We start from the raw sequence: 19,320 nt of genomic DNA, 5'->3' as shown, positions 1-19,320 counted from the left end.
GCACGTGGCTGAGTTCGTTCGTCGGCGTGGGGTGGCTGTTGTTGGCGTTCGGCACTGCATCGATCCGTGACGGTAGGAGTGGGTTTCTGGGGTGTTGATCGCCGCATGAGCGAACTGATGGGGGCGCCCGGTAGTTGGGGTTTGGGGCTGGATACGTCAGGGAGTGCTGGTGCCGAGTGCCCTCTGCAGGGCCGTGAGGTTGGAGTTCATGACCTCGATGTAGTCGTTGCCCTTGGACTTGTCGGTGATGCCTTCGAGGGGATCGAGGACGTCGGTCCTCAGTCCCAGGTCGCCGGCGAGGGTCTTCGCGGTGGCGGGGCTGGCGATGGTCTCGAAGAAGACGGTGCCGACATGGTGCTCCTTCGCCAGCTTGTGCAGTTCCACGATCCGGGCGGCGCTGGGCTCGGACACCGGGTCGATGCCACTGATGGCCTCCTCGGTGAGGCCGTAGCGCTCGGCGAGGTAGCCGAAGGCGGCATGGGTGGTGATGAAGGTGTCCGAGGCACGGTTCCGCAGGCCGTCCGCGAACTTCTTGTCGAGGTCCTCGAGCTTCTTCACCAGGAGATCGGTGTTCTTCCGGAAGATCTCCCGGTGCGCCGGGTCGGCCTTGGCCAAGGTGTTGTTGACGCCCTTGGCGACCTCCGCGTACTTCGCGGGGTCGAGCCAGATGTGAGGGTCGTCGCCACCGTGCACGTGGCCGTGCGCGTGGTGGTGGCCGTGGTGCGAGTGCTCGTCCTCGTGGTGATGACCGTCGACCTCGGTGCCGTGCGGCTTGAGACTGGTGAAGGAGGCCGCGTCGGCGACGTTCTTGTTGCCGGACTGCTTGATCGCGTCGTCCACGGCGGGCTGGAGGCCCTTGAGGTAGAGGATCGCGCCCGCCTTCTTGAGGGAGGCGACTTGCCTGGGCCTGAGCTCAAGGTCGTGCGGCTCCTGGCCCGGCTTTGTCAGGCCGGTCACCGTGACGTGGTCGCCGCCAATCTCCTTCGCCAGGTACTCCATCGGGTAGAAGGACGCCACCACGTCGAGTTTGCCGTCCGCGGCCTTGGGGCTTCGGTCCGTGTCATCGCCGGCCGCGCAGGCGGAGAGCGTCGCCAGGCCCAGGGCGGAGGCCAGGGCGATGGCGGGCGCGGTTATTCGGGGGGAGCGGAGAGGCGGGCGGAGGTGGCTGGTGTTCATGACACCCATCCTTAATGAAAATGGAAACGATTGTCAACAACGGGTAGGATCGTCCTGAATCCACCGATGCGGTATGGGGCTGTCGCGGGTATCCGGGCGGACCTTGCTGTTGTCCATGGGCAACGGCAAGGTCCGCCCGGGGCCCTGCCCGGGCCCGCCGTCGCCTGCGGCTTGACTCCGGCTACTCGAGATATATCGTGTCTTGACAAGACGCGATAGGGCGCGTCATGGCGCATATGTCGTACTCAGTCGTACTCAGTCGTACTCAAAGGAGACTCGGGATGCCGACCCCGCCGCAGTGGAAGCTCGCCGCACCGCAGAAACTCACCTTCGAAGGCCCCGTCAAAGCCCTGAACGTCCGCCTGGTCAGCGGCACGGTCAGCATCGTCGGCACCGCCGACGAGTCGGCCCGGATGGAGCTCACGGAGATCTCCGGGCCCCCGCTCCTTGTCGCCCTTGAGGAAGGCATGCTCAATGTCGGCTACGAGGACCTGCCCTGGAACGCCTTCCGCAGGTGGTTCGACCACGGGGGGTGGCGGCGCAGCGCCGCGGTGACCCTCGCTGTCCCGGCCGGTACTCGGGTCGAAGTGGGTGTTGTCGACGCGGGTGCCGTCGTTTCGGGGATTTCGGGGGACACGGATGTCCGCGGCGTCTCGGGCGACGCGACGCTCGTCGGCCTGACCGGGAATGTCCGGGTGCACACGGTCTCGGGTTCGCTGGAGGCCCAGTCGCTCGCCGGTGAGCTGCGTTTCCATACGGTCTCCGGCGGTCTCACGCTCGTCGAGGGCCGTAACGGCACGGTCAAGGCGGAGTCCGTCAACGGCGACATGGCCATCGACCTTGCCGGCGCCGGGCTCGTACCCTCCCTCGGCCTCACCACCGTCTCCGGGGGTATAGCCGTCAGGCTGCCGCACCCGGTCCACGCCGATGTGGAGGTCAGCGCCGCAGCAGGCGGGGTCTCATGCGCCTTCGAGTCGCTGGCCGTGACCGGCCAGTGGGGTGCCAAGCGCGTCGCCGGCCGGCTTGGCGACGGGAGGGGCGGGCTCAAGGTCACCACTGTCTCCGGTGCGGTGGCACTGCTGCGCAGCACCTCGGTTCCCGAGGGTCGTGTCGATGCCCCTGCCTGGGGAAAGGGCATCTGATGCCGCTGGTCTTCGCCCATGGCCGACTGCGGCTCTATCTGCTCACGGTGCTCGACGAGGTTCCCCGGCACGGCTACGAGATCATCCGCCTGCTGGAAGAGCGCTTCCAGGGTCTGTATGCGCCATCCGCCGGTACGGTCTACCCGCGACTTGCCAAGCTGGAGGCCGAGGGCCTGGTTACCCATGTTGCCAAGGGCGGCCGCAAGGTGTATTCGCTCACTGCGGCGGGCCGCGCCGAGCTCGCCGACCGGCAGCCGGAGCTGCTCGAACTGGAGGTGGCGATACGGCACTCCGTCGCGGAACTCGCCGCCGACATCCGCGCGGACGTCCACGGCGCCGCAGGCGACCTGCGCCGTGAGATGTCCGAGGCCGCGGGCCGGCTCCGGACGGAAGCGGCGGGCGGTCTGCCGGGCGACTGCTTCGCGGGAGCGACGGAGGAACTGCAGCGCGCGAAGGAGGAGTGGCGGGCGCAGATCTTGCGGGCGAAGGAGCAGTCACGTCGGACCCGTCGGGACGCACAGCGGGCCCGCCGTCAGGCCTGGCAGGCCCAGGAGCGCGCACGTGACGAGGTATTGCACATCAAGGAACGCGTGCAGGAGCAGGTCAGGGAACATATCGGGCGCGGTGACTGGCCGGCGGGCTTGGCCGAGGGCATCGGTGTCCTGGTGAAGGAACTGGGTGCTCTGGCGGGCAAGCCGTACATGCCAGGCCCCGCAGCCCCCGTCGACCGCATGGACGAGGCGCCCCTCCCGGGGTGGGGCACAGCCGACGAATCCACTTCCGCTGACCCGAGTCATGATCTGGGCCGCCTGCTCGACCGCTTCTGCGACGAGATCCGCGACGCAGTCCGCGATCACGGGCTGACTGCAGCCCAGCTGACCGAATGCCGAAAGCACTTGGCGACAGCAATGGCGCGGGTGGCAGTGGTGCTTGACCGCCGGTGCGATTGAGCGCGGAGCCTGCTCCGGCCATGTCTTGCCCCGGTGCGGCTGCGAGAACAGCGCACGGGCGGCCCCAGTCGCGTGCATGAATGTCACGTTCATATGCGGGAGTCGGTCACCTGAGGAGTCTTGTCATGACGACTGATGTGAAGGAGTTGAAGGATGTCCGAGGGAAGCCGGGTGGCGAACAGAAATGTGCGTCGGACTCGCCGCCGGGCTGCCGTCCTCGAAGCCCTCGAGCAGCGTGGCGAGTTCGTCTCCGCGCAGGAACTGCATGCCCTGATGATCAGCGCCGGGTCCGCAGTCGGGCTCACCACCGTCTACCGAGCACTGAACGATCTCGAGCATGCCGGGCTTGTCGACGTCGTACACGACAGCAGTGGCGGCCGCCTCTACCTCCGGCGATCAACCACCGGGCACCGGCATTACCTGATCTGCCGCTGCTGTGGCCGCGGTCAGCCGATAGACGCGGAGGCGTTCGAGGAGTGGGCCCACGGGCTCAGCGAGAGCACTGGCTTCACAGACCTTGAACACACTCTTGAACTCAGCGGCACCTGCCGCCCTTGCCGACTCGCCAAAGGCGTTCTCAACAGGTCGGGTCGGAGCTTTGGCGGCGGTGCGGCGCGGCGTACACCACCTCCGCTCCCGCACGCACGACCTCGGGCATCCCGGTGAGCGATTTGTGAGTCCGGCCGGGCTGTGTGGGGCGGGCCGGGCCGCCGTCCTGTGGCGGCTCGTCCGTCAGCCGCTGTCGTCGGCCGTTGCGGGGATGCTCGGTTGCCAGCAGCTCTTTGGGTATCCGGGGGAGCCCTACCTGGCACCGGGCGGTTGGCAGGATCGCCGTGGGCGGCTTTCGCGGAAATGCTGGGACCGGCACGGGGAACAACCTCTGCCGAAGTGATCCAGCGGACTCCCTCGCTTTCCGGAAGGCCTTTCCACTCCACGGGAGTTGGCGCGTGCGCGAGCAGGCAGAGCAGCAGTTGTGTCCATCCGGGCGGCGGGGGAGGCGGCGGTCAGGCCGGAGGCGGCGAGGTCGGCGTCGGCGATCCGTAGCCCGGCCGCGTACCCGGCGAAGTCGGGGAGGCCCACGGGCTCGTCCCCCATGAGCCGTGCGGTGGCGTCGCCGAAGATGTACGGGGGCAGGTTGTGCATCCCGGCCACGTCGATCGCGGCGGTGATCCTCTCGTACGTGCTGTCCAGTTCGGTGCCGGTCAGCCCGGTGGCCCAGGGCCCCATGGCCGCCTCCCCGGCCAGCTCCCGCACGAACGCCTCGGCCGGCCCCTTGGCGACGACCTGCTCGCCGACCGTGACGGCCATCGGGTCCCAGGTCACGTTCGCGTAGCGGACGTTGTGGTGGAGCTCGTGGGCGGCGGCGTGGCCGATCTTCCGAAGGGCCGTGTCGGTGGGCCACATCACCAGCAGGATCGCCCCTGGGAACCCGCCCATGCCGAAGTAGCCGCCGCTGCGGACGGTCAGGTGCTCGTCGTCGGGGTCGCCGGGCACCACGGCGACGTGCACGGTGTCGGTGTGCCGGACGCCGCACCGTCGATGCGCCGCCACGCGGCGGCGAGGGACTCCTCGACCCGGTTCCACCCCCCGGCGTCCCGCATCCGGTGCAGGGCCTGGACGTAGCGGGGGTCGTCACGGTCGAGCGGGAAGCCGCTGCCCTGCCGGTGCATCTCGACCAGGTCGACGGGGGCCACGGCGGACATCACGTCCTGGAGCGGGGCGAGCATGTCGCGCAGGGCGTCGGGCCGTTCCTCCAGGGGGCGGCGCAGGAGGTCGAGCATGGCGGTGGCGGTGTCGTGAACGATGATCTTCATGTTCCGTGACCGTAGGAGTTGACGCCGCGTCAACGTCGAGTGGAGATCGGGATCGCCGTGCCGAAGGCGGGCGGGGTGGCCGCCGGTGGAGCCGCACTGCTCGGGCCGAACTCGGCGGCGGCCGGGACGCCCTCGCCGGCCGGCGGATCGCCGATGTTCAGGGGCCCGCCGTCTTTGACCGCGAAGCCAGGCCCTCGTGTCACCGGCGGAGCGGTGTGCCGGCGCTCGCCGGGTCTCCGGCCCGGATCACCGGGCGGGGACCTTGTGGACGGTGGTGTCGTCGGGGCTCAGTCGTCGCCCGTCCGCGGCGAGCACTTCCAGTGCGCGGAGGGGGTGTCCCTGTCGGCGGTCGACCAGCTCCGAGTGCGGTTCGCCGGGGGCGAAGAAGTTCTGTTCGCCCCACTGCCGCAGGGCCACGATGACGGGGAAGAGCGCCTTGCCCTTGGGGGTCAGTGCGTACTCGCGGTAGGCGCTGCCGTCCGAGGCGGGGACGGATGCGAGGACGCCGCCGGCGATGAGGGTGCGCAGGCGCGCGGTGAGGATGTTCTTGGCGACGCCGAGGCTGCGCTGGAACTCCCCGAAGCGCCGGCTTCCGTCGAAGGCGTCCCGCACGATCAGCAGGGACCACCAGTCGCCGATCGCGTCCACCGACCGGGCGACGGGGCATTCGCTGTCGTCGAAGCGCTTCCTGGTCACCATGGCGTCCCTCATTCCTCTCAGGATGGTTGCAACATGCTACCGAAAAGGGCTACCGTCGCCGTCGCTATTGGTGGCAAGTTGAAACCAGATGTGTGGAGGGGTGCCGATGCCCGGCAACTGTGAGGCTGTGACACGACGGACCGAAGTCCCGAGCGGGGAAGGTTCCGCGTTCGTCCTGTCCCGTGGCGTCGTCCTGCTGTTCGCCGTGGCGTGCGGGGCCGCTGTGGCCAACGTCTACTTCTCCCAGCCGCTCCTGGTGACCATGGGCCACGACCTCGCCATGAGTCCGGCACTGGTCGGCAGCGTGGTCACCCTCACGCAGGCCGGATACGGGCTGGGACTCTTCTTCCTCGTGCCGCTGGGCGACGTGACCGACCGCAGACGGCTCATCGCGGCCCAACTGCTGCTCCTGGTGGTGGCGCTGTCCGTGGTGGCCGCCGCCCGCACGGCGGCGGTCCTGCTCGCGGGCATGGCCGCGACAGGGCTTCTCGCGGTCGTCACGCAGACGCTGGTGGCCTTCGCGGCGTCGCTGGCCCCTCCCGCCGGGCGCGGACGGGTCGTCGGCCTGGTCACCAGCGGCGTGGTCGTCGGCATCCTGCTCGCCCGCACCGCGTCCGGCCTCATGGCCGATCTCGCAGGCTGGCGCTCCGTCTACCTCGCCTCGGCGTCGCTCACCGCCCTGCTCGCCCTGGTCCTGTACCGCGTGCTGCCGCGCCACAGCGCCGCTCCGCCGACAACCCTGCGCTACGGACAACTCCTGCGCTCCACGGTCACCCTCTTCGCCCGGGAACGGCTGCTGCGGCTCCGGGCCCTGTTCGGTCTGCTGGTCTTCGCTTCCTTCAGCACCCTGTGGAGCAGCGTCGCGCTGCCGCTCAGCGAGGCGCCGTACTTCTGGTCCCACAGCGCGATCGGGGCACTGGGGCTGGTCGGCGTCGCCGGTGCCCTGGCCGCGACCGCGGCGGGCCGCCTCAACGACCGAGGCCTCTCCCGGCGGACCACCGGCCTGGCCCTGGCGCTGCTCGCCGCCTCGTGGCTGCCCCTGGCCTTCACCCGCAGCTCGCTCTGGGCCCTGGTCGTCGGGGTGATCCTCCTCGACCTCGCCGTGCAGGCGGTCCACGTCACCAACCAGACCCTGATCTACGCGCTGCACCCGGACGCGGGCAGCCGGCTGATCGGCGGATACATGGTCTTCTACTCGATCGGCAGCGCCACCGGCGCCATCGCCGCGACCTCCCTCTACACGGTGGCCGGCTGGGGCGCCGTCTGCGCACTGGGCGCCGCGTTCAGCTGCCTCGGGCTCGCCCTGTGGGCGTTCACGCGGCACAGCACCCCGGACGCCGCCGCCAAGGTGACTCCTCGCGGCGAAGGCTGAGGTTTCTCGCCGGACGCCGAGTGACGGGCGTGCAGCGGGGCAGAGGGGCGTGCGGCCCCTTCAGGCCGATTGACGGGCAGCCGGCCCGCCGGCTCCGACGGGGCAATGTCCAAGCGTCGCAACGAGGTGGAGCGAACGATCCCCGTGACGGCTGTGCCCGAACTCCCGTGCCGCGAGAGTCTGTCCATGCCACTCTCCAGGCTGGCGGCCCAGTCCTCAGCCATGGGGTAGCCATGTCGGCCGAAGTATTCGCCGCTGCTGCGGCCGCCGGGGGCGGTGCGATCGTGCAGGGCGCGGGGACGGATGCCTGGAACAGAGTCCGGGACGCTGCGGCCCGGCTGCTCGGGCGCAGCGAAGTCCGCCGCGAACAGGGGGAGTTCGAGTGGCTGTTCGCCGAGGTCGCCAACCGCGTCACCCTTTCCATACGGCCCACCCGACCGCGGCGGCGAAGCCGTCGCGCACCGGGCCCTCGCCGACTCCTGGCGACCACCCAGCCGGTCCCTGACCACCCGCACACCCGGCCGGGTCCGCGGCACCCTCCCGGGTCTCGCGGCGAACCGGCTCGCCCGCCACGAGAAAGTGCGATGTGGTTCAGCCGCAGCCGCAGCCGCAGCCGCCGGGACCAGGGCCGCACACTCCTCTTCCGCGGCCACCTCAAGCCGGTCCTCCTCCGGGACCGCGAACCTCAGTACGTGAAATGGGAGGGCGCCCTCCGGCACAGCAGCCGCACCGACGACATCATGAAGGAAGAGGCCGCTCGGCGGCGCAAAGAGACCTCCCCGGTCGGCAAAAGGCCCCGCCGACGCATGGTCGGCGAGGCCTTTCGGGGAGGGCTACTTCGCGGCGCGCTGCCGCAATCGCCCGGTCACGGCCAGGGCCAGCGCCAGGCCGCCCGTCGAGTACAGCTGGACGCGGGTGTCGGCCTGGACGGTCATCAGGGCCAGGGCGCCCACGACGCCGGCCAGGGTCAGCCAGGTCAGATAGGGGAAGCCCCACATCCGGACGACCAGCTGGCCGGGGGTTTCGCGTTCCAGGCGGCGGCGCAGCAGCAGGTGCGAGGCGGCGATGAAGCCCCACACGATCAGGACGACGCCGCCGACCATGTTGAGCAGCCAGGCGAAGACCGTGGTGGGCCACCAGTAGGACAGCAGCACGGCGAAGAAGCCGAAGGCGCAGGACGCGAGGACCGCGCGGCGCGGCACCTGGCCGGAGACCTTGGCGAGGATCTTCGGGCCCTGGCCGCGGGAGACCAGCGAGTGGGCCATGCGCGAGGAGCCGTAGATGTTGGCGTTCATCGCGGAGAGCAGGGCGATCAGGACGACGACGTTCATGACCTGGCCGCCGGCGGGGACGCCGAGGCGGTCGAGGACGGCGGCGTAGGGGCCGGACTCGGTGACGGCCTTGTCGTTCCACGGGACGAGGGTGACGATCACCAGCATCGAGCCGACGTAGACGATGCCGATGCGCCACATCGTCGTACGGACGGCTTTGGCGACGCCGCGCACCGGGTCCTCGGACTCGGCAGCGGCGATGGTCACCGTCTCCAGGCCGCCGTAGGCGGCGAGCGAGGCCAGCAGGCCGACCAGCAGTCCGTTGGCTCCGGCGGGCATGAAGCCGCCGTCGTGCACCAGGTGCGCGGCCCCGGGGGCGTGGGTGCCGGGCAGCATGCCGAAGATGGCCAGCCCGCCCAGGATCAGGAACAGGGCGATGGCGCCGATCTTCAGGGCGGCGAACCAGAACTCGAACTCGCCGAAGTTCGCGACCGCCCCGAGGTTCGTGGCGCAGAACAGTGCCATGAGGATCAGCACCCACATCCACGACGGGGTGCCCGGGAACCAGCCCTGCAGGATGTGGGCCGCACCGATCGCCTCGATGCCCACGCCCACGACCAGCAGGGTCCAGAACATCCAGCCGGCGGTGAAGCCCGCCCAGGGGCCGATGGCCCGGTCGGCGTGGACGGAGAACGAGCCGGAGGCCGGGTTCGCGGCGGACATCTCGCCCAGCATCCGCATCACGAACATCACGAGCAGGCCGGACACCGCGTAGGCGACCACGATCGACGGACCGGCCGCGGCGATGCCCGCGCCGGAGCCCACGAAGAGGCCGGCGCCGATGACACCGCCGAGGGCGATCATCGAAAGGTGCCGCTGCTTGAGCCCGTTCGACAGCGGGGAGTGCTGCGGCGACGGGCTCCCCGTCGGCGTCGGGGGCGGTGAGGTGAGTGTCCGGCTCATGGGCGATACCTGTCCAATATGCGAGATCGGAAGATTTGAGTATGCGATCTCCGACAGGGCCGTGCAGGGTCGTCCGTTATGCGGACGACGGCCTCACTGGGAGTGATGGGCGATGTCCGGTGTGTGTCCTTGGCGCCTTTTTGCGGGGCGCCAAGGACACACACCAGTCACTAGAACCGCACCGGCAGGTGGAACAGGCCGCGCATCAGGCTCGGCCGCCAGGCCAGCTCCGCCGGGTCGGTGTCGAAGGCCAGGTCCGGGCAGCGCTCCAGCAGGGTGCGCAGCGCGATCGTCGCCTCCAGCCGGGCCAGCGGCGCGCCCAGGCAGTGGTGCACGCCGTGGCTGAAGCCGAGGTGGCCGCGTGCGTCCCGCCGGATGTCGAAGCGGTCCGGCTCCGGGAAGCGCTTCGGGTCGCGGTTGGCCGCCGCCAGGAAGACCATCACCGGGTCGCCGGCTGGGACGGTGACGCCCCCGATCTCCACGGGCTCGGCGGCGAACCGGTGGGCGGTGGTCTGCGACGGGCCGTCGTAGCGGAGCATCTCCTCCACCGCCCCGTCGACCAGCGTCATGTCGGCCCGCAGCGCCGCCAGTTGCTCCGGGTGACGCAGCAGGGCGCACATGCCGTTGGCGATGAGGTTGACGGTCGTCTCGTGCCCGGCGACCAGCAGCAGGAACGCCATGCCGAGCATCTCCTCGGACGAGAGCGAGTCGCCGTCCTCGTCCATGGTGCGCACCAGCGCGCCCAGCAGGTCGTCGTCACCTCCCTGCCGCTTGGCCTCGATGAGCTCGGCCAGGTAGCCGGTCATGCCCATCACCGCGGCGCCCGCCGCCTCCGGGCCGCTCGGGAAGACGATCTCGCTCGACCAGGCGCCGAACTGCTTGCGGTCCTCGGCCCGGACGCCGAGGAGCTCGCAGATGACCGCCATGGGCAGCGGCGCCGCGAACGCCTCGACGAGGTCGGCCCGGCCCAGCGGCAGCATGGCGTCCAGGAGTTCGTCCGTGATCTGCTGCACGCGCGGGCGCAGCGCCTCGATCCGGCGCGCGGTGAACTCCCGCGCCACCAGCTTGCGCAGGCGCGTGTGGTGCGGCGGGTCGGTCTGGAGCATGTTCAGGCCGATGGCGTGGCCGCCGTCGTCCTGCCAGGAGGACGAGTACCGGATGTCGTTGCGCAGCCGCGGGTCGGTCAGCGCGCTGCGCGCCTCCTCGTGGCCGACGACGAGCCACACATGGCCCCCGTCGTACGTCGGCACGCGGTGCACGGGGCCCTGTTCCCGCAGGTGCGCGTAGAGCGGGAAGGGGTCGGAGACGATGTCCGTGCCGGACGGCGCCACCTGGTCGAGGGCGGGCATGGTCATGGCGATGGTTCCTTGCTTCGAGAGGGGAGACGGGATGGTGTCGGTTCGCGTCACAGGCCGCGCTCGGAGAGCCAGCTCTCCATGGCCTCGGCGGTCAGCGGGAGGTTGTGCTCCATGAGCGTGAAGTGGTCGCCCGGCGTCGCCACGGCGGTGTGCGGCAGCGGCCACGCCGCACGCCAGCCCCCGTCCTCGAACCCCTCGTCCTGGTGGGGCATCGGGTCCGCGGCGCTGAGGAAGAGCGTCGGGGCGGTGATCGGCCGCGGCACGCACTCCTCCATCAGCAGGGCGTTGTAACGCCCGCTGGCGGTGAGCTTCGTACCGGTCAGCGCGTGCGGGCCGAGGAGCTGCTCGCGCGAGTCCAGCCCCTCGTTCATCGCGATCATGGTCTTCTCGGAGAACTGGTGCGTCGCCTGGAAGGTGTCCAGCAGGACGACGGCGCCCGGCGCCGGGCCCTCCCGCTCGGCCAGCTCCGCCAGCGCGTGGGCGATCAGGCCGCCCATCGAGTGCCCGACCAGGACGAACGGCCGGTCGCCGACGGTCGCCCGCAGCTGGTGGAGGTGCAGCTCGATCAGGGAGGCGAAGCTGTCCGCGACCAACTCGCCCTCGTTGTAACCCGGGTTGACGAGCGAGAGGACGTCGCGCTTGCCCGCGAACATCTGGGCCATCATGCCGTACTGGATCGGCCCGGCCGTCGCCGTGATGGCGGGCAGGCAGATCAGCACGGCCCGCGAGCCGTCACCGGTCGCCATCCGCACCGGCGGCAGCGTGTGGTCCGCGGCGTCCGCGGCCGTGAACGAGGGCCGCAGCCGCCCGGCGGCCTGGATCAGCGCCATGCCGTCCGACTGGGCCCGGCCGAGCGCGTACGCCTGGTGGTAGAGCGCCGCGATGCTGTCGAAGGCGGACGACGCCGAGGTGGCCGACGCGAGCGCCGCCTCGATGCTCGTCTCCTTCACGGGCTCCTCCGTCACGAGACCGGCGAGGTGCGCGGCGAGCTGCGCGACGGTCGAGTGCTCGAACGTCGTCGTCGCCGGCAGCCGCAGGTCCAGCAGCCGGCCGAGCCGGTCGCGCAAGTCGATGCCCCCGATCGAGTCCATCCCCAGGTCCAGGAACTCCACCTCCGGGCCGATGTCCGCGGCGTCGTCGCGGTGGAGCACCGCGCCGAGCTGTTCGCGGACGAGGCCGACCAGGAGCGCCCGGCGCTCCCGCGGGGCCGCGTCCAGGACCCGGCGCCCGGCGGCGGAGTCGACCGGCGCCTTGCGGCGGCGCCCGGGCCGCGCCTCGGCGGCCTCCCGGAAACGGTCGGACGCCACCGGACGGAGCGTCAACTCGTCGATGGACAGGACGGGTTCACCGTCCTGACCGGCCACACGGACGCCCACGGCGTCCGGCCCGGCGGGGGAGAGCAGCACCCGTACGGCGCCGGGCGCCGCGGAGTGTGCCCGCACCCCGGACCAGGAGAACGGCATGCGCACCTCCGGGACGACGGACCCGCCCGCGCCCATCGCGTGCAACGACGCGTCCAGCAGCGCCGGATGCACCACGAAGCCGTCCGCGGAACCCGCCTCCTCGCACAGGACCACCTCGGCGAACACCTCCTCGCCCCGGCGCCACGCCGCGCGCAGACCGCGGAAGGCGGGACCGTAGGCGAAGCCGCGCCCGGCCAGCTCCTCGTAGTGGCCGTCCAGCGGCACGGCGGACGCGCCCGGCGGCGGCCAGGCGCCCGCCAGGTCGCCGGAACCGCCGGCGGCCCCGCCGGCCGCCTCCGGGGCGACGACCGCCCGCACGTGGCACGTCCAGTCGTCGCCGTCGCCCGCGGACTCCGGGCGGGAGTGCACGGTGAGCTCCCGCTGCCCGTCGGCGTCGGGCGCGCCGACGAGGGCCTGGACGTCCACAGCGTCCGAGTCGCCCAGGAACAGCGGCTCCTGGAGGGCGAGTTCGTCCAGCAGCGGGCAGCCGGCCGCGCGTCCGGCGTACAGCGCCCAGTCGACGAAGACGCTGCCCGGCAGCACGACGCCGCCCAGGACCGCGTGGTCGCCGAGCCACGGCCGGTCCGCGCCCGACAGGCGGCCCGTGAACAGCAGGGTGTCGCTCCCGGCGGGGGAGACGGAACCCGACAGCAGCGGGTGGTCCACGGCGCGGAGCCCGGCGCCGCCCGCGTCCCCGGAGCGGTCCGGCGCGTCCAGCCAGTACCGGCGCCGAAGGAAGGCGTACGTCGGCAGGCCCACCGGACGGCCGCCCTCGAAGGCACCCGCCCAGTCCACCGACCCTCCGGCCACGAACAGTTCGGCCAGCGCGGTCAGCAGCCGCTCGGGCCCGTCCTCGCCGCGGCGCAGCGTCCCGACGACCGCCGCCCGGCCGTCCACGGCCTTCTCCAGGGTCTGCTCCAGCCCGGGGAGCAGCACCGGATGCGGGCTCACCTCGACGAACACCCGGTGCCCGGCGGCGGCCAGGGCGCGGGTCGCCTCCTCGAAGCGCACGGTCCCGCGCAGATTGCGGTACCAGTACGCGGCGTCGGCGTCCCCGCCGGCCAGGGGCCCGCCCGTCACCGTGGAGTGCACCGGCACGTCACCGGACCGCGGCACGACGGGCCCGGCCAGCTCCAGCAGCGCCTCGCGCAGGCGCTCGACTTGCGCGGTGTGCGAGGCGTAGTCCACGGGGACGCGGCGTGCCCGCACCCCGTCCCGCTCGCAGGCGGCCAGCAGCTCGTCCAGCGCCGCCGCGTCACCGGCGACCACGGTGGACCCCGGCCCGTTCACCGCGGCCACGGCGATCCGCTCGTCCCACGGCGCCAGCAGCTCCCCGGTGCCCCCGGCGGACAGGGAGAGCGCCACCATGCCGCCGCGGCCCGCCAGTTCGCGGCCGATCAGCCGGCTGCGCAGGGCGACGATCCGGGCCGCGTCCTCGACGGACAGCACGCCCGCCACGCACGCCGCCGCCAGCTCGCCCTGCGAGTGCCCCACCACGGCGGCCGGTTCGACCCCGTGGGACCGCCACAGCCGGGCCAGCGACACCATGACCGCCCACAGCGCCGGCTGGACGACGTCGACGCGGCGCAGCAACTCCTCGTCCCGCAGCGCCTCGTGGAGGTCCCAGTCGATGTGGGGACGAAGTGCCTCGGCGCACTCGCGCAGCGCGTCCGCGAACACCGGTGACACGTCGACGAGTCCGACGGCCATCCCCGCCCACTGCGAGCCCTGCCCGGGGAAGACGAACACGGGCCCGGCCGGGCCGTCCGCCACTCCCTCGACCACGCCCGTGGCGGGTTCGTCACGGGTCAGGGCCGCGAGGCGCTCCAGGAAGTCGGCACGGGTCCGGCCGACCAGCACGGCGCGGTGCGCGAAGACCGAACGGGCCGTCAGCGAACGGGCCACGTCCACGGGCGCGAGCGAGGGATCCTCCGCCACCCGCTCCAGCAGACGGCGGGCCTGCTCGCGCAGGCTCTCCGCGTTCTTCGCCGAGAGGACCCACGGCACGGGTACGTCGGATGCGCCGGGAGCCTCCGCCGCAGGGCCCTGCTCCAGGATCACATGGGCGTTGGTGCCGCTGATCCCGAAGGAGGAGACGGCGGCGCGGCGTACGCGGTCGGTGTCGGGCCAGGGGCGGCCTTCGGCGGCGAGTTCGAGGGCACTGGTGGTCCAGTCGACGTGCGGGGTGGGCTCGTCGGCGTGCAACGTGGCCGGTACGTGGCCGTGGTGCATGGCCATGACCATCTTGATGATGCCGGCGACGCCGGCGGCGGCCTGGGTGTGGCCGATGTTGGACTTCACCGAGCCGAGGAGCACGGGCCGGTCTTCCGGCCGGTCCTGGCCGTAGGTGGCCAGCAGAGCCTGCGCCTCGATCGGGTCGCCCAGCGCCGTGCCCGTGCCGTGCGCCTCCACCACGTCCACCTCGGCGGCCGACAGCCCGGCACTCGCCAACGCCTGCCGGATCACCCGCTGTTGGGCCGGACCGCTGGGCGCGGTGAGGCCGTTGGACGCGCCGTCCTGATTGAGCGCCGAGCCGCGGATCACCGCCAGGACGCGGTGCCCGTTGCGCCGCGCGTCCGACAGCCGCTCCACCACCAGCATGCCGACGCCCTCGGCGAAGCCCATCCCGTCCGCGTCGGCGGCGAACGCCTTCGACCGGCCGTCGGGAGCCAGCCCGCCGACCCGGCTGAACTCGACGATCGGCCGCGGCGTCGACATCACCGTCACACCGCCGGCCACCGCCAGCGTGCAGTCGCCCTGCCGCAGCGCCTGCGCGGCCAGGTGCAGCGCCACCAGGGACGACGAACACGCCGTGTCCACCGTGATCGCAGGCCCCTCCAGCCCCAGGGCGTACGCGACGCGGCCCGAGGCGACGCTGTTCGCACTGCCGTTGCCGAGGTACCCCTCGAAGCCCTCCGGCAGCCGCGGGAACCGCGACGCGTAGTCGTTGTAGATCAACCCGGCGAAGACGCCCGTGGACGTGGCCCGCAGCGCCGTCGGGTCGATGCCCGCGGACTCGAACGCCTCCCACGCCGTCTCCAGCAGCAGCCGCTGCTGCGGGTCCATCGCCAGCGCCTCGCGCGGCGAGATCCCGAAGAACTCGGCGTCGAACTCCGCCATGTCGTGCAGGAAACCGCCGACCGGCGCGAACGGGCCGTCCAGATCGGCGTGCCAGCCGCGGTCGTCCGGGTACGGGCCCATGGCGTCCCGCCCGTCCGCCAGCAGCCGCCACAGCTCCTCGGGCGTCCGCACCCCGCCGGGGAACCGGCAGCTCATCCCGACGATCGCGACCAGGTCGTCGTCCGGGGACGCCGACCGCCCGGCGGGCGCGGGGACGGCGGGGCCGTCGTCCGGTACGAGGAGGCGGCCGAGCTCGGCCACCAGCGCGGCCACGGTCGGGTGGTCGAAGACGGCCGTCACCGGCAGACGCACACCCGTCGCCGCGCCCAGCCGGTTGCGCAGCTCCACGGCCGTCAGCGAGTCGAAGCCCAGGTCCCTGAACGACCGGTCCTCCGCGAGCGCTTCGGCGCCCGCGTGCCCGAGCACCACCGCGCCATGGGCGCGCACCAGCTCCGTCAGGGCGCGCTCGCGCTCGGCGGGCGGCAGCGCGGCCAGGCGCTCGCGGTGCCCGGACGCCGCGCCGGGCGCCGCGTTCACCGCGCCGCGCCGGGACGCCGGCCGCACCAGGCCGCGCAGCAGGGGCGCGGGCTCGCCGCGCTCGCGCAGCGCCGCCACGTCCAGCCGCAGCGGGACGGCCAGCGCGCGGGGCGCCCGTACCGCCGCGTCGAACAGGGCCAGACCGTCGTCGGACGACAGCGGCCGGACACCCAGGCGCCGCATCCGGTCCAGATCGGACGTGCCCAAGTCGCCTGTCAGAGCGCTGCGTTCGGACCACAGGCCCCAGGCGAGGGAGTGCGCGGGCAGCCCCTCGGCGCGCCGCAGCCGGGCGAGGGCGTCCAGGAAGGAGTTGGCGGCCGCGTAGTTGCCCTGACCCGCCGAGCCGAACACCCCGGCCGCCGACGAGAACAGGACGAACATCGCCAGATCGCGATTCCGGGTCAGCTCGTGCAGATGCCAGGCGGCGTCCGCCTTCGGACGCAGCACCGTCTCCAGGCGCTCCGGAGTCAGCGACGGGACCACGCCGTCGTCCAGGACGCCGGCGGCGTGCACCACGCCGCACAGGCGCGGCAGCTCGTCCAGCAGGGATGCCAGGGCATCGCGGTCGGACACGTCGCACGCCACGACGCGGGCAGATGCGCCCAACTCTTCAAGCTCTGCTATGAGTTCGATCGCGCCGGGTGCTTCGGCCCCCCGGCGCCCGGCCAGGACGAGGTCGGTCACCCCGTGGGCCGTGACGAGACGACGGGCCACCGCCGACCCGATCACCCCCGTACCACCGGTGATCAGCACCGTGCCGTCGAGCGCGGGCGGCGGGGTGGTGAGCACCACCTTGCCCGTGTGGTGCGCCCGGCTCATGTGCCGGAACGCCTCCGGGGCCCGGCGCACGTCCCACGCCGACACCGGCAGCGGCGACAACACCCCTTGATCGAAAAGCGACTTGAGCTCGCGGAGCATCGCCCCCAGGCGGTCCGCACCGGCCTCGCCGAGGTCGAACGCCCGGTACCGCACGCCCGGCCACCCGCCGGCCACCTCGTCGGCATCGCGGATGTCCGTCTTGCCCATCTCGACGAACCGGCCGCCACGCGGCAGCAGGGCCAGCGAGGCGTCCACGAACTCCCGCGCCAGACAGTTCAGTACGACGTCCACACCGCGCCCGCCGCTCTCCGCGAGGAACCGTTCGGAGAACTCCAGGGTGCGGGACGACGCCAGACGCCCGTCCGGGACGCCCGTGGCGCGCACCACCGGCCACTTCGGCTCGCTCGCCGTCGCGTAGACCTCCGCGCCGAGATGCCGCGCCAGCTGCACCGCGGCCATGCCCACGCCACCCGCGGCCGCGTGCACCAGGAGCGATTCGCCCGGCCGGACGTCCGCCAGGTCGACCAGCGCGTAGTAGGCGGTCAGGAACGCCGCCGGAACCGTCGCCGCCCGTGCGAACGACCAGCCCTCGGGCACCGGTACGACCATCCGGGCGTCGGCCACCGCCACCGGCCCCGCGTACGCCCCCGACAGCAGCCCCATCACGCGGTCGCCCACGGCGAGGCCGCGCACCTCGGGTCCGGCCTCCAGCACCACTCCGGCGCCCTCGCTGCCGAAGATCGACTCACGGTCGGGGACCACGCCCAACGAGGCGAGAACATCACGGAAGTTGACACCGGTGGCGCGGACCGCGACCCGGACCTGACCGGCGCCCAAGGGGGCCTCGGCGGGCGGACGGGGCGTCAGGCGCAGTTCCTCGATCGTCCCCGCGGTGCCGAGGTCCAGCCCCCAGGCGCCGGCCCCCGCCGGGACGGTCAGCTCCGCCGGGTCCGAGGGCGCCACCCGCGCCAGCCGCGGGACGGACACCGCGCCGGCGCGCACCGCCAGCTCGGGTTCGCCGGTGGCCACGGCCCCCGGCAGCGCCCTCGCGGACGCGGGATCGGTGTCGAGGTCCACCTGCGCGAACCGGTCCGGGTGCTCCGCGCACACCGAACGCCACAGGCCCCGGGCCGCGGCGGCGACCACGTCGCCCCGCTCGCCGGGCAGGACCGGAGCCGCTCCCGTCGTCACCAACACAAGGCGCGCGTCCGGGAGTTCGGCGCAGTCCAGCCACTCCTGGGCCGTCGCCAACGTCGTGGCGAGGAGGGCACGGCTCGCGGCGGGGACGTCGCCGTCCCGCCCCTCGGGGCAGGGGAGCACCACCGTCGCGGGGGCGGGCTCTCCGGCCCGTACGGCGGCGAGCAGCGCCGGGACGTCCGCGTGCACCGACGCGTCCAGCCCGGGCAGGGCCCGGCCGATCACGACCACCCGCCCCTCCGGCGCGGCGGCCGGCAGCGGCGTCCACCGGACCTCGAACATCGAGTCCGCCACCGGGCCGGCGGCCTGCGCGGCGGCATCGGCGGTGAACGGGCGCGAGACGACGCCCTCGACGGTGAGGACCGGCAGCCCGGCGAGGTCGGTCATCCGCACCGAGACCGTGTCCGGGCCGGACGGGGACACCCGCACGCGGGCGGTGGTCGCCCCGGTGGCGTGCAGGCGGGCCCCGGTGAAGGAGAACGGCATCATCCGTTCCGCGCCGGACGCGAACAGGTCCGGCAGGCGGGTCTGGAGCGCCGCGTCCACGAGCGCCGGGTGCACACCGAACCGCGCGGCCGCGTCGACGGCCGACTCCGGCAGCCGCACCTCGGCGAACAGTTCGTCGCCGCGCCGCCACAGGGCGCGTACGCCCTGGAACACGGGCCCGTACGCGTAACCGCGCTCCGCCGCCCGCTCGTAGAACCCCTCGGCGTCGACCGGGACGGCACCGGCGGGAGGCCACTGGGTCTCCGGCTCCGGGGCGGCGTCGGACACCGGCGCGGGGGTCAGCAGGCCGGTCGCGTGGCAGAGCCAGTCGGCCTGGTCGTCCTCCGGGCCCGGCCGGTGCGGACGGGAGTGCAGGCGCACCGCGCGTGCCCCGTGCTCGTCCGGCGTGTCGACGCCCACCTGGAGATCGACGGCCGCGCCGTCGTCCGGTACGACCAGCGGGGCGTGCAGGACCAGCTCCTCCAGCCGCTCCGCGCCCACCTGCTGACCGGCCCGGAGGGCCAGCTCCACCAGAGCCGCGCCCGGCACCAGGACCCGGCCCGCCACCGCGTGATCGGCCAGCCACGGGTGCGAGCCCGTCGACAGCCGCCCGGTGAACACGAACCCGCCACCGGCCACGCTCACCCCGGCCGACAGCAACGGATGCCCGACGGCGGACAGACCGGCCCCGGCGACGTCACCGGCGGTGCCGGTGGACGGGAGCCAGTAGTGGTCGCGTTGGAAGGGGTAGGTGGGGAGGTGGGTGGGTGTGGTGGTGGGGGTGAGGGTGTGGTTCCAGTTGGGGGTGTGTCCGTGGGTCCAGAGGGTGGTGAGGGCGGTGAGGAGTTGGGTGGTTCCGCCTTGGTTGCGGCGGAGGGTGGGGATGGTGGTGGTGTCGGTGTGGGTGAGGACGGGGTGGGGGCTGATTTCGAGGAAGGTGGTGTGGCCGTCGT

9 protein-coding genes and 1 pseudogene are annotated in these 19,320 nt (G+C 72.6%); 4 read left to right on the top strand and 6 right to left on the bottom strand.

Annotation, left to right across the window (positions count from 1 at the left end; all coding sequences use genetic code 11):
- Nucleotides 1-156: 156 nt before the first annotated feature.
- A complete protein-coding gene (locus I5Q34_RS28115; protein WP_374193066.1) occupies nucleotides 157-1,185 on the bottom strand; it encodes a metal ABC transporter substrate-binding protein in 1,029 nt (342 codons plus the stop codon).
- 272 nt (nucleotides 1,186-1,457) lie between these two features.
- Between I5Q34_RS28115 and I5Q34_RS28110 the strand changes: the two genes are divergently transcribed.
- The 3 genes from I5Q34_RS28110 to I5Q34_RS28100 all read left to right on the top strand — a co-directional run bounded on the left by I5Q34_RS28110 (nucleotide 1,458) and on the right by I5Q34_RS28100 (nucleotide 3,934).
- Nucleotides 1,458-2,318, top strand: a complete 861-nt coding sequence (locus I5Q34_RS28110; protein WP_199895258.1) for a DUF4097 family beta strand repeat-containing protein — start codon at nucleotides 1,458-1,460, stop codon at nucleotides 2,316-2,318.
- The gene (locus I5Q34_RS28105) at nucleotides 2,318-3,268 is read left to right on the top strand and encodes a PadR family transcriptional regulator (RefSeq protein ID WP_199895257.1); all 951 of its coding nucleotides are present in this window, start codon (nucleotides 2,318-2,320) and stop codon (nucleotides 3,266-3,268) included. The genes I5Q34_RS28110 and I5Q34_RS28105 overlap by 1 nt, the downstream gene beginning before the upstream one ends.
- 153 nt (nucleotides 3,269-3,421) lie before the next feature.
- Complete coding sequence (locus I5Q34_RS28100; RefSeq protein WP_199895256.1) at nucleotides 3,422-3,934, top strand: Fur family transcriptional regulator; 513 nt, start codon at nucleotides 3,422-3,424, stop codon at nucleotides 3,932-3,934.
- Between the two features lie 261 nt (nucleotides 3,935-4,195).
- Here I5Q34_RS28100 and I5Q34_RS28095 read toward each other — a convergent pair.
- Nucleotides 4,196-5,082 (bottom strand): annotated as a pseudogene (locus tag I5Q34_RS28095) (DUF2268 domain-containing protein); the annotation flags it as partial.
- Between the two features lie 246 nt (nucleotides 5,083-5,328).
- The gene (locus I5Q34_RS28090) at nucleotides 5,329-5,781 is read right to left on the bottom strand and encodes a helix-turn-helix domain-containing protein (RefSeq protein ID WP_199895255.1); all 453 of its coding nucleotides are present in this window, start codon (nucleotides 5,779-5,781) and stop codon (nucleotides 5,329-5,331) included.
- A gap of 106 nt (nucleotides 5,782-5,887) precedes the next feature.
- Here I5Q34_RS28090 and I5Q34_RS28085 point away from each other — a divergent pair, with 106 nt between their 5' ends.
- Nucleotides 5,888-7,153, top strand: coding sequence for an MFS transporter (locus tag I5Q34_RS28085; RefSeq protein ID WP_199895254.1), 1,266 nt, complete (start codon nucleotides 5,888-5,890; stop codon nucleotides 7,151-7,153).
- An 833-nt stretch (nucleotides 7,154-7,986) separates the two neighbouring features.
- Here I5Q34_RS28085 and I5Q34_RS28080 read toward each other — a convergent pair.
- The 3 genes from I5Q34_RS28080 to I5Q34_RS35140 all read right to left on the bottom strand — a co-directional run.
- Nucleotides 7,987-9,387 carry an amino acid permease gene (locus I5Q34_RS28080; protein ID WP_199895253.1) on the bottom strand — a complete coding sequence of 467 codons (1,401 nt, stop codon included), beginning with the start codon at nucleotides 9,385-9,387 and terminating at the stop codon, nucleotides 7,987-7,989.
- 170 nt (nucleotides 9,388-9,557) lie between these two features.
- Nucleotides 9,558-10,742, bottom strand: a complete 1,185-nt coding sequence (locus I5Q34_RS28075; protein WP_199895252.1) for a cytochrome P450 — start codon at nucleotides 10,740-10,742, stop codon at nucleotides 9,558-9,560.
- A 50-nt stretch (nucleotides 10,743-10,792) separates the two neighbouring features.
- Nucleotides 10,793-19,320, bottom strand: an 8,528-nt coding sequence (locus I5Q34_RS35140; RefSeq protein WP_307811746.1) for an SDR family NAD(P)-dependent oxidoreductase, incomplete at its 5' end; no start/stop codon positions are given.

The organism is Streptomyces sp. AV19 (assembly GCF_015999245.1).
Classification (GTDB): Bacteria; Actinomycetota; Actinomycetes; order Streptomycetales; family Streptomycetaceae; genus Streptomyces.
This window is presented reverse-complemented; position numbering and strand designations above follow the sequence as displayed.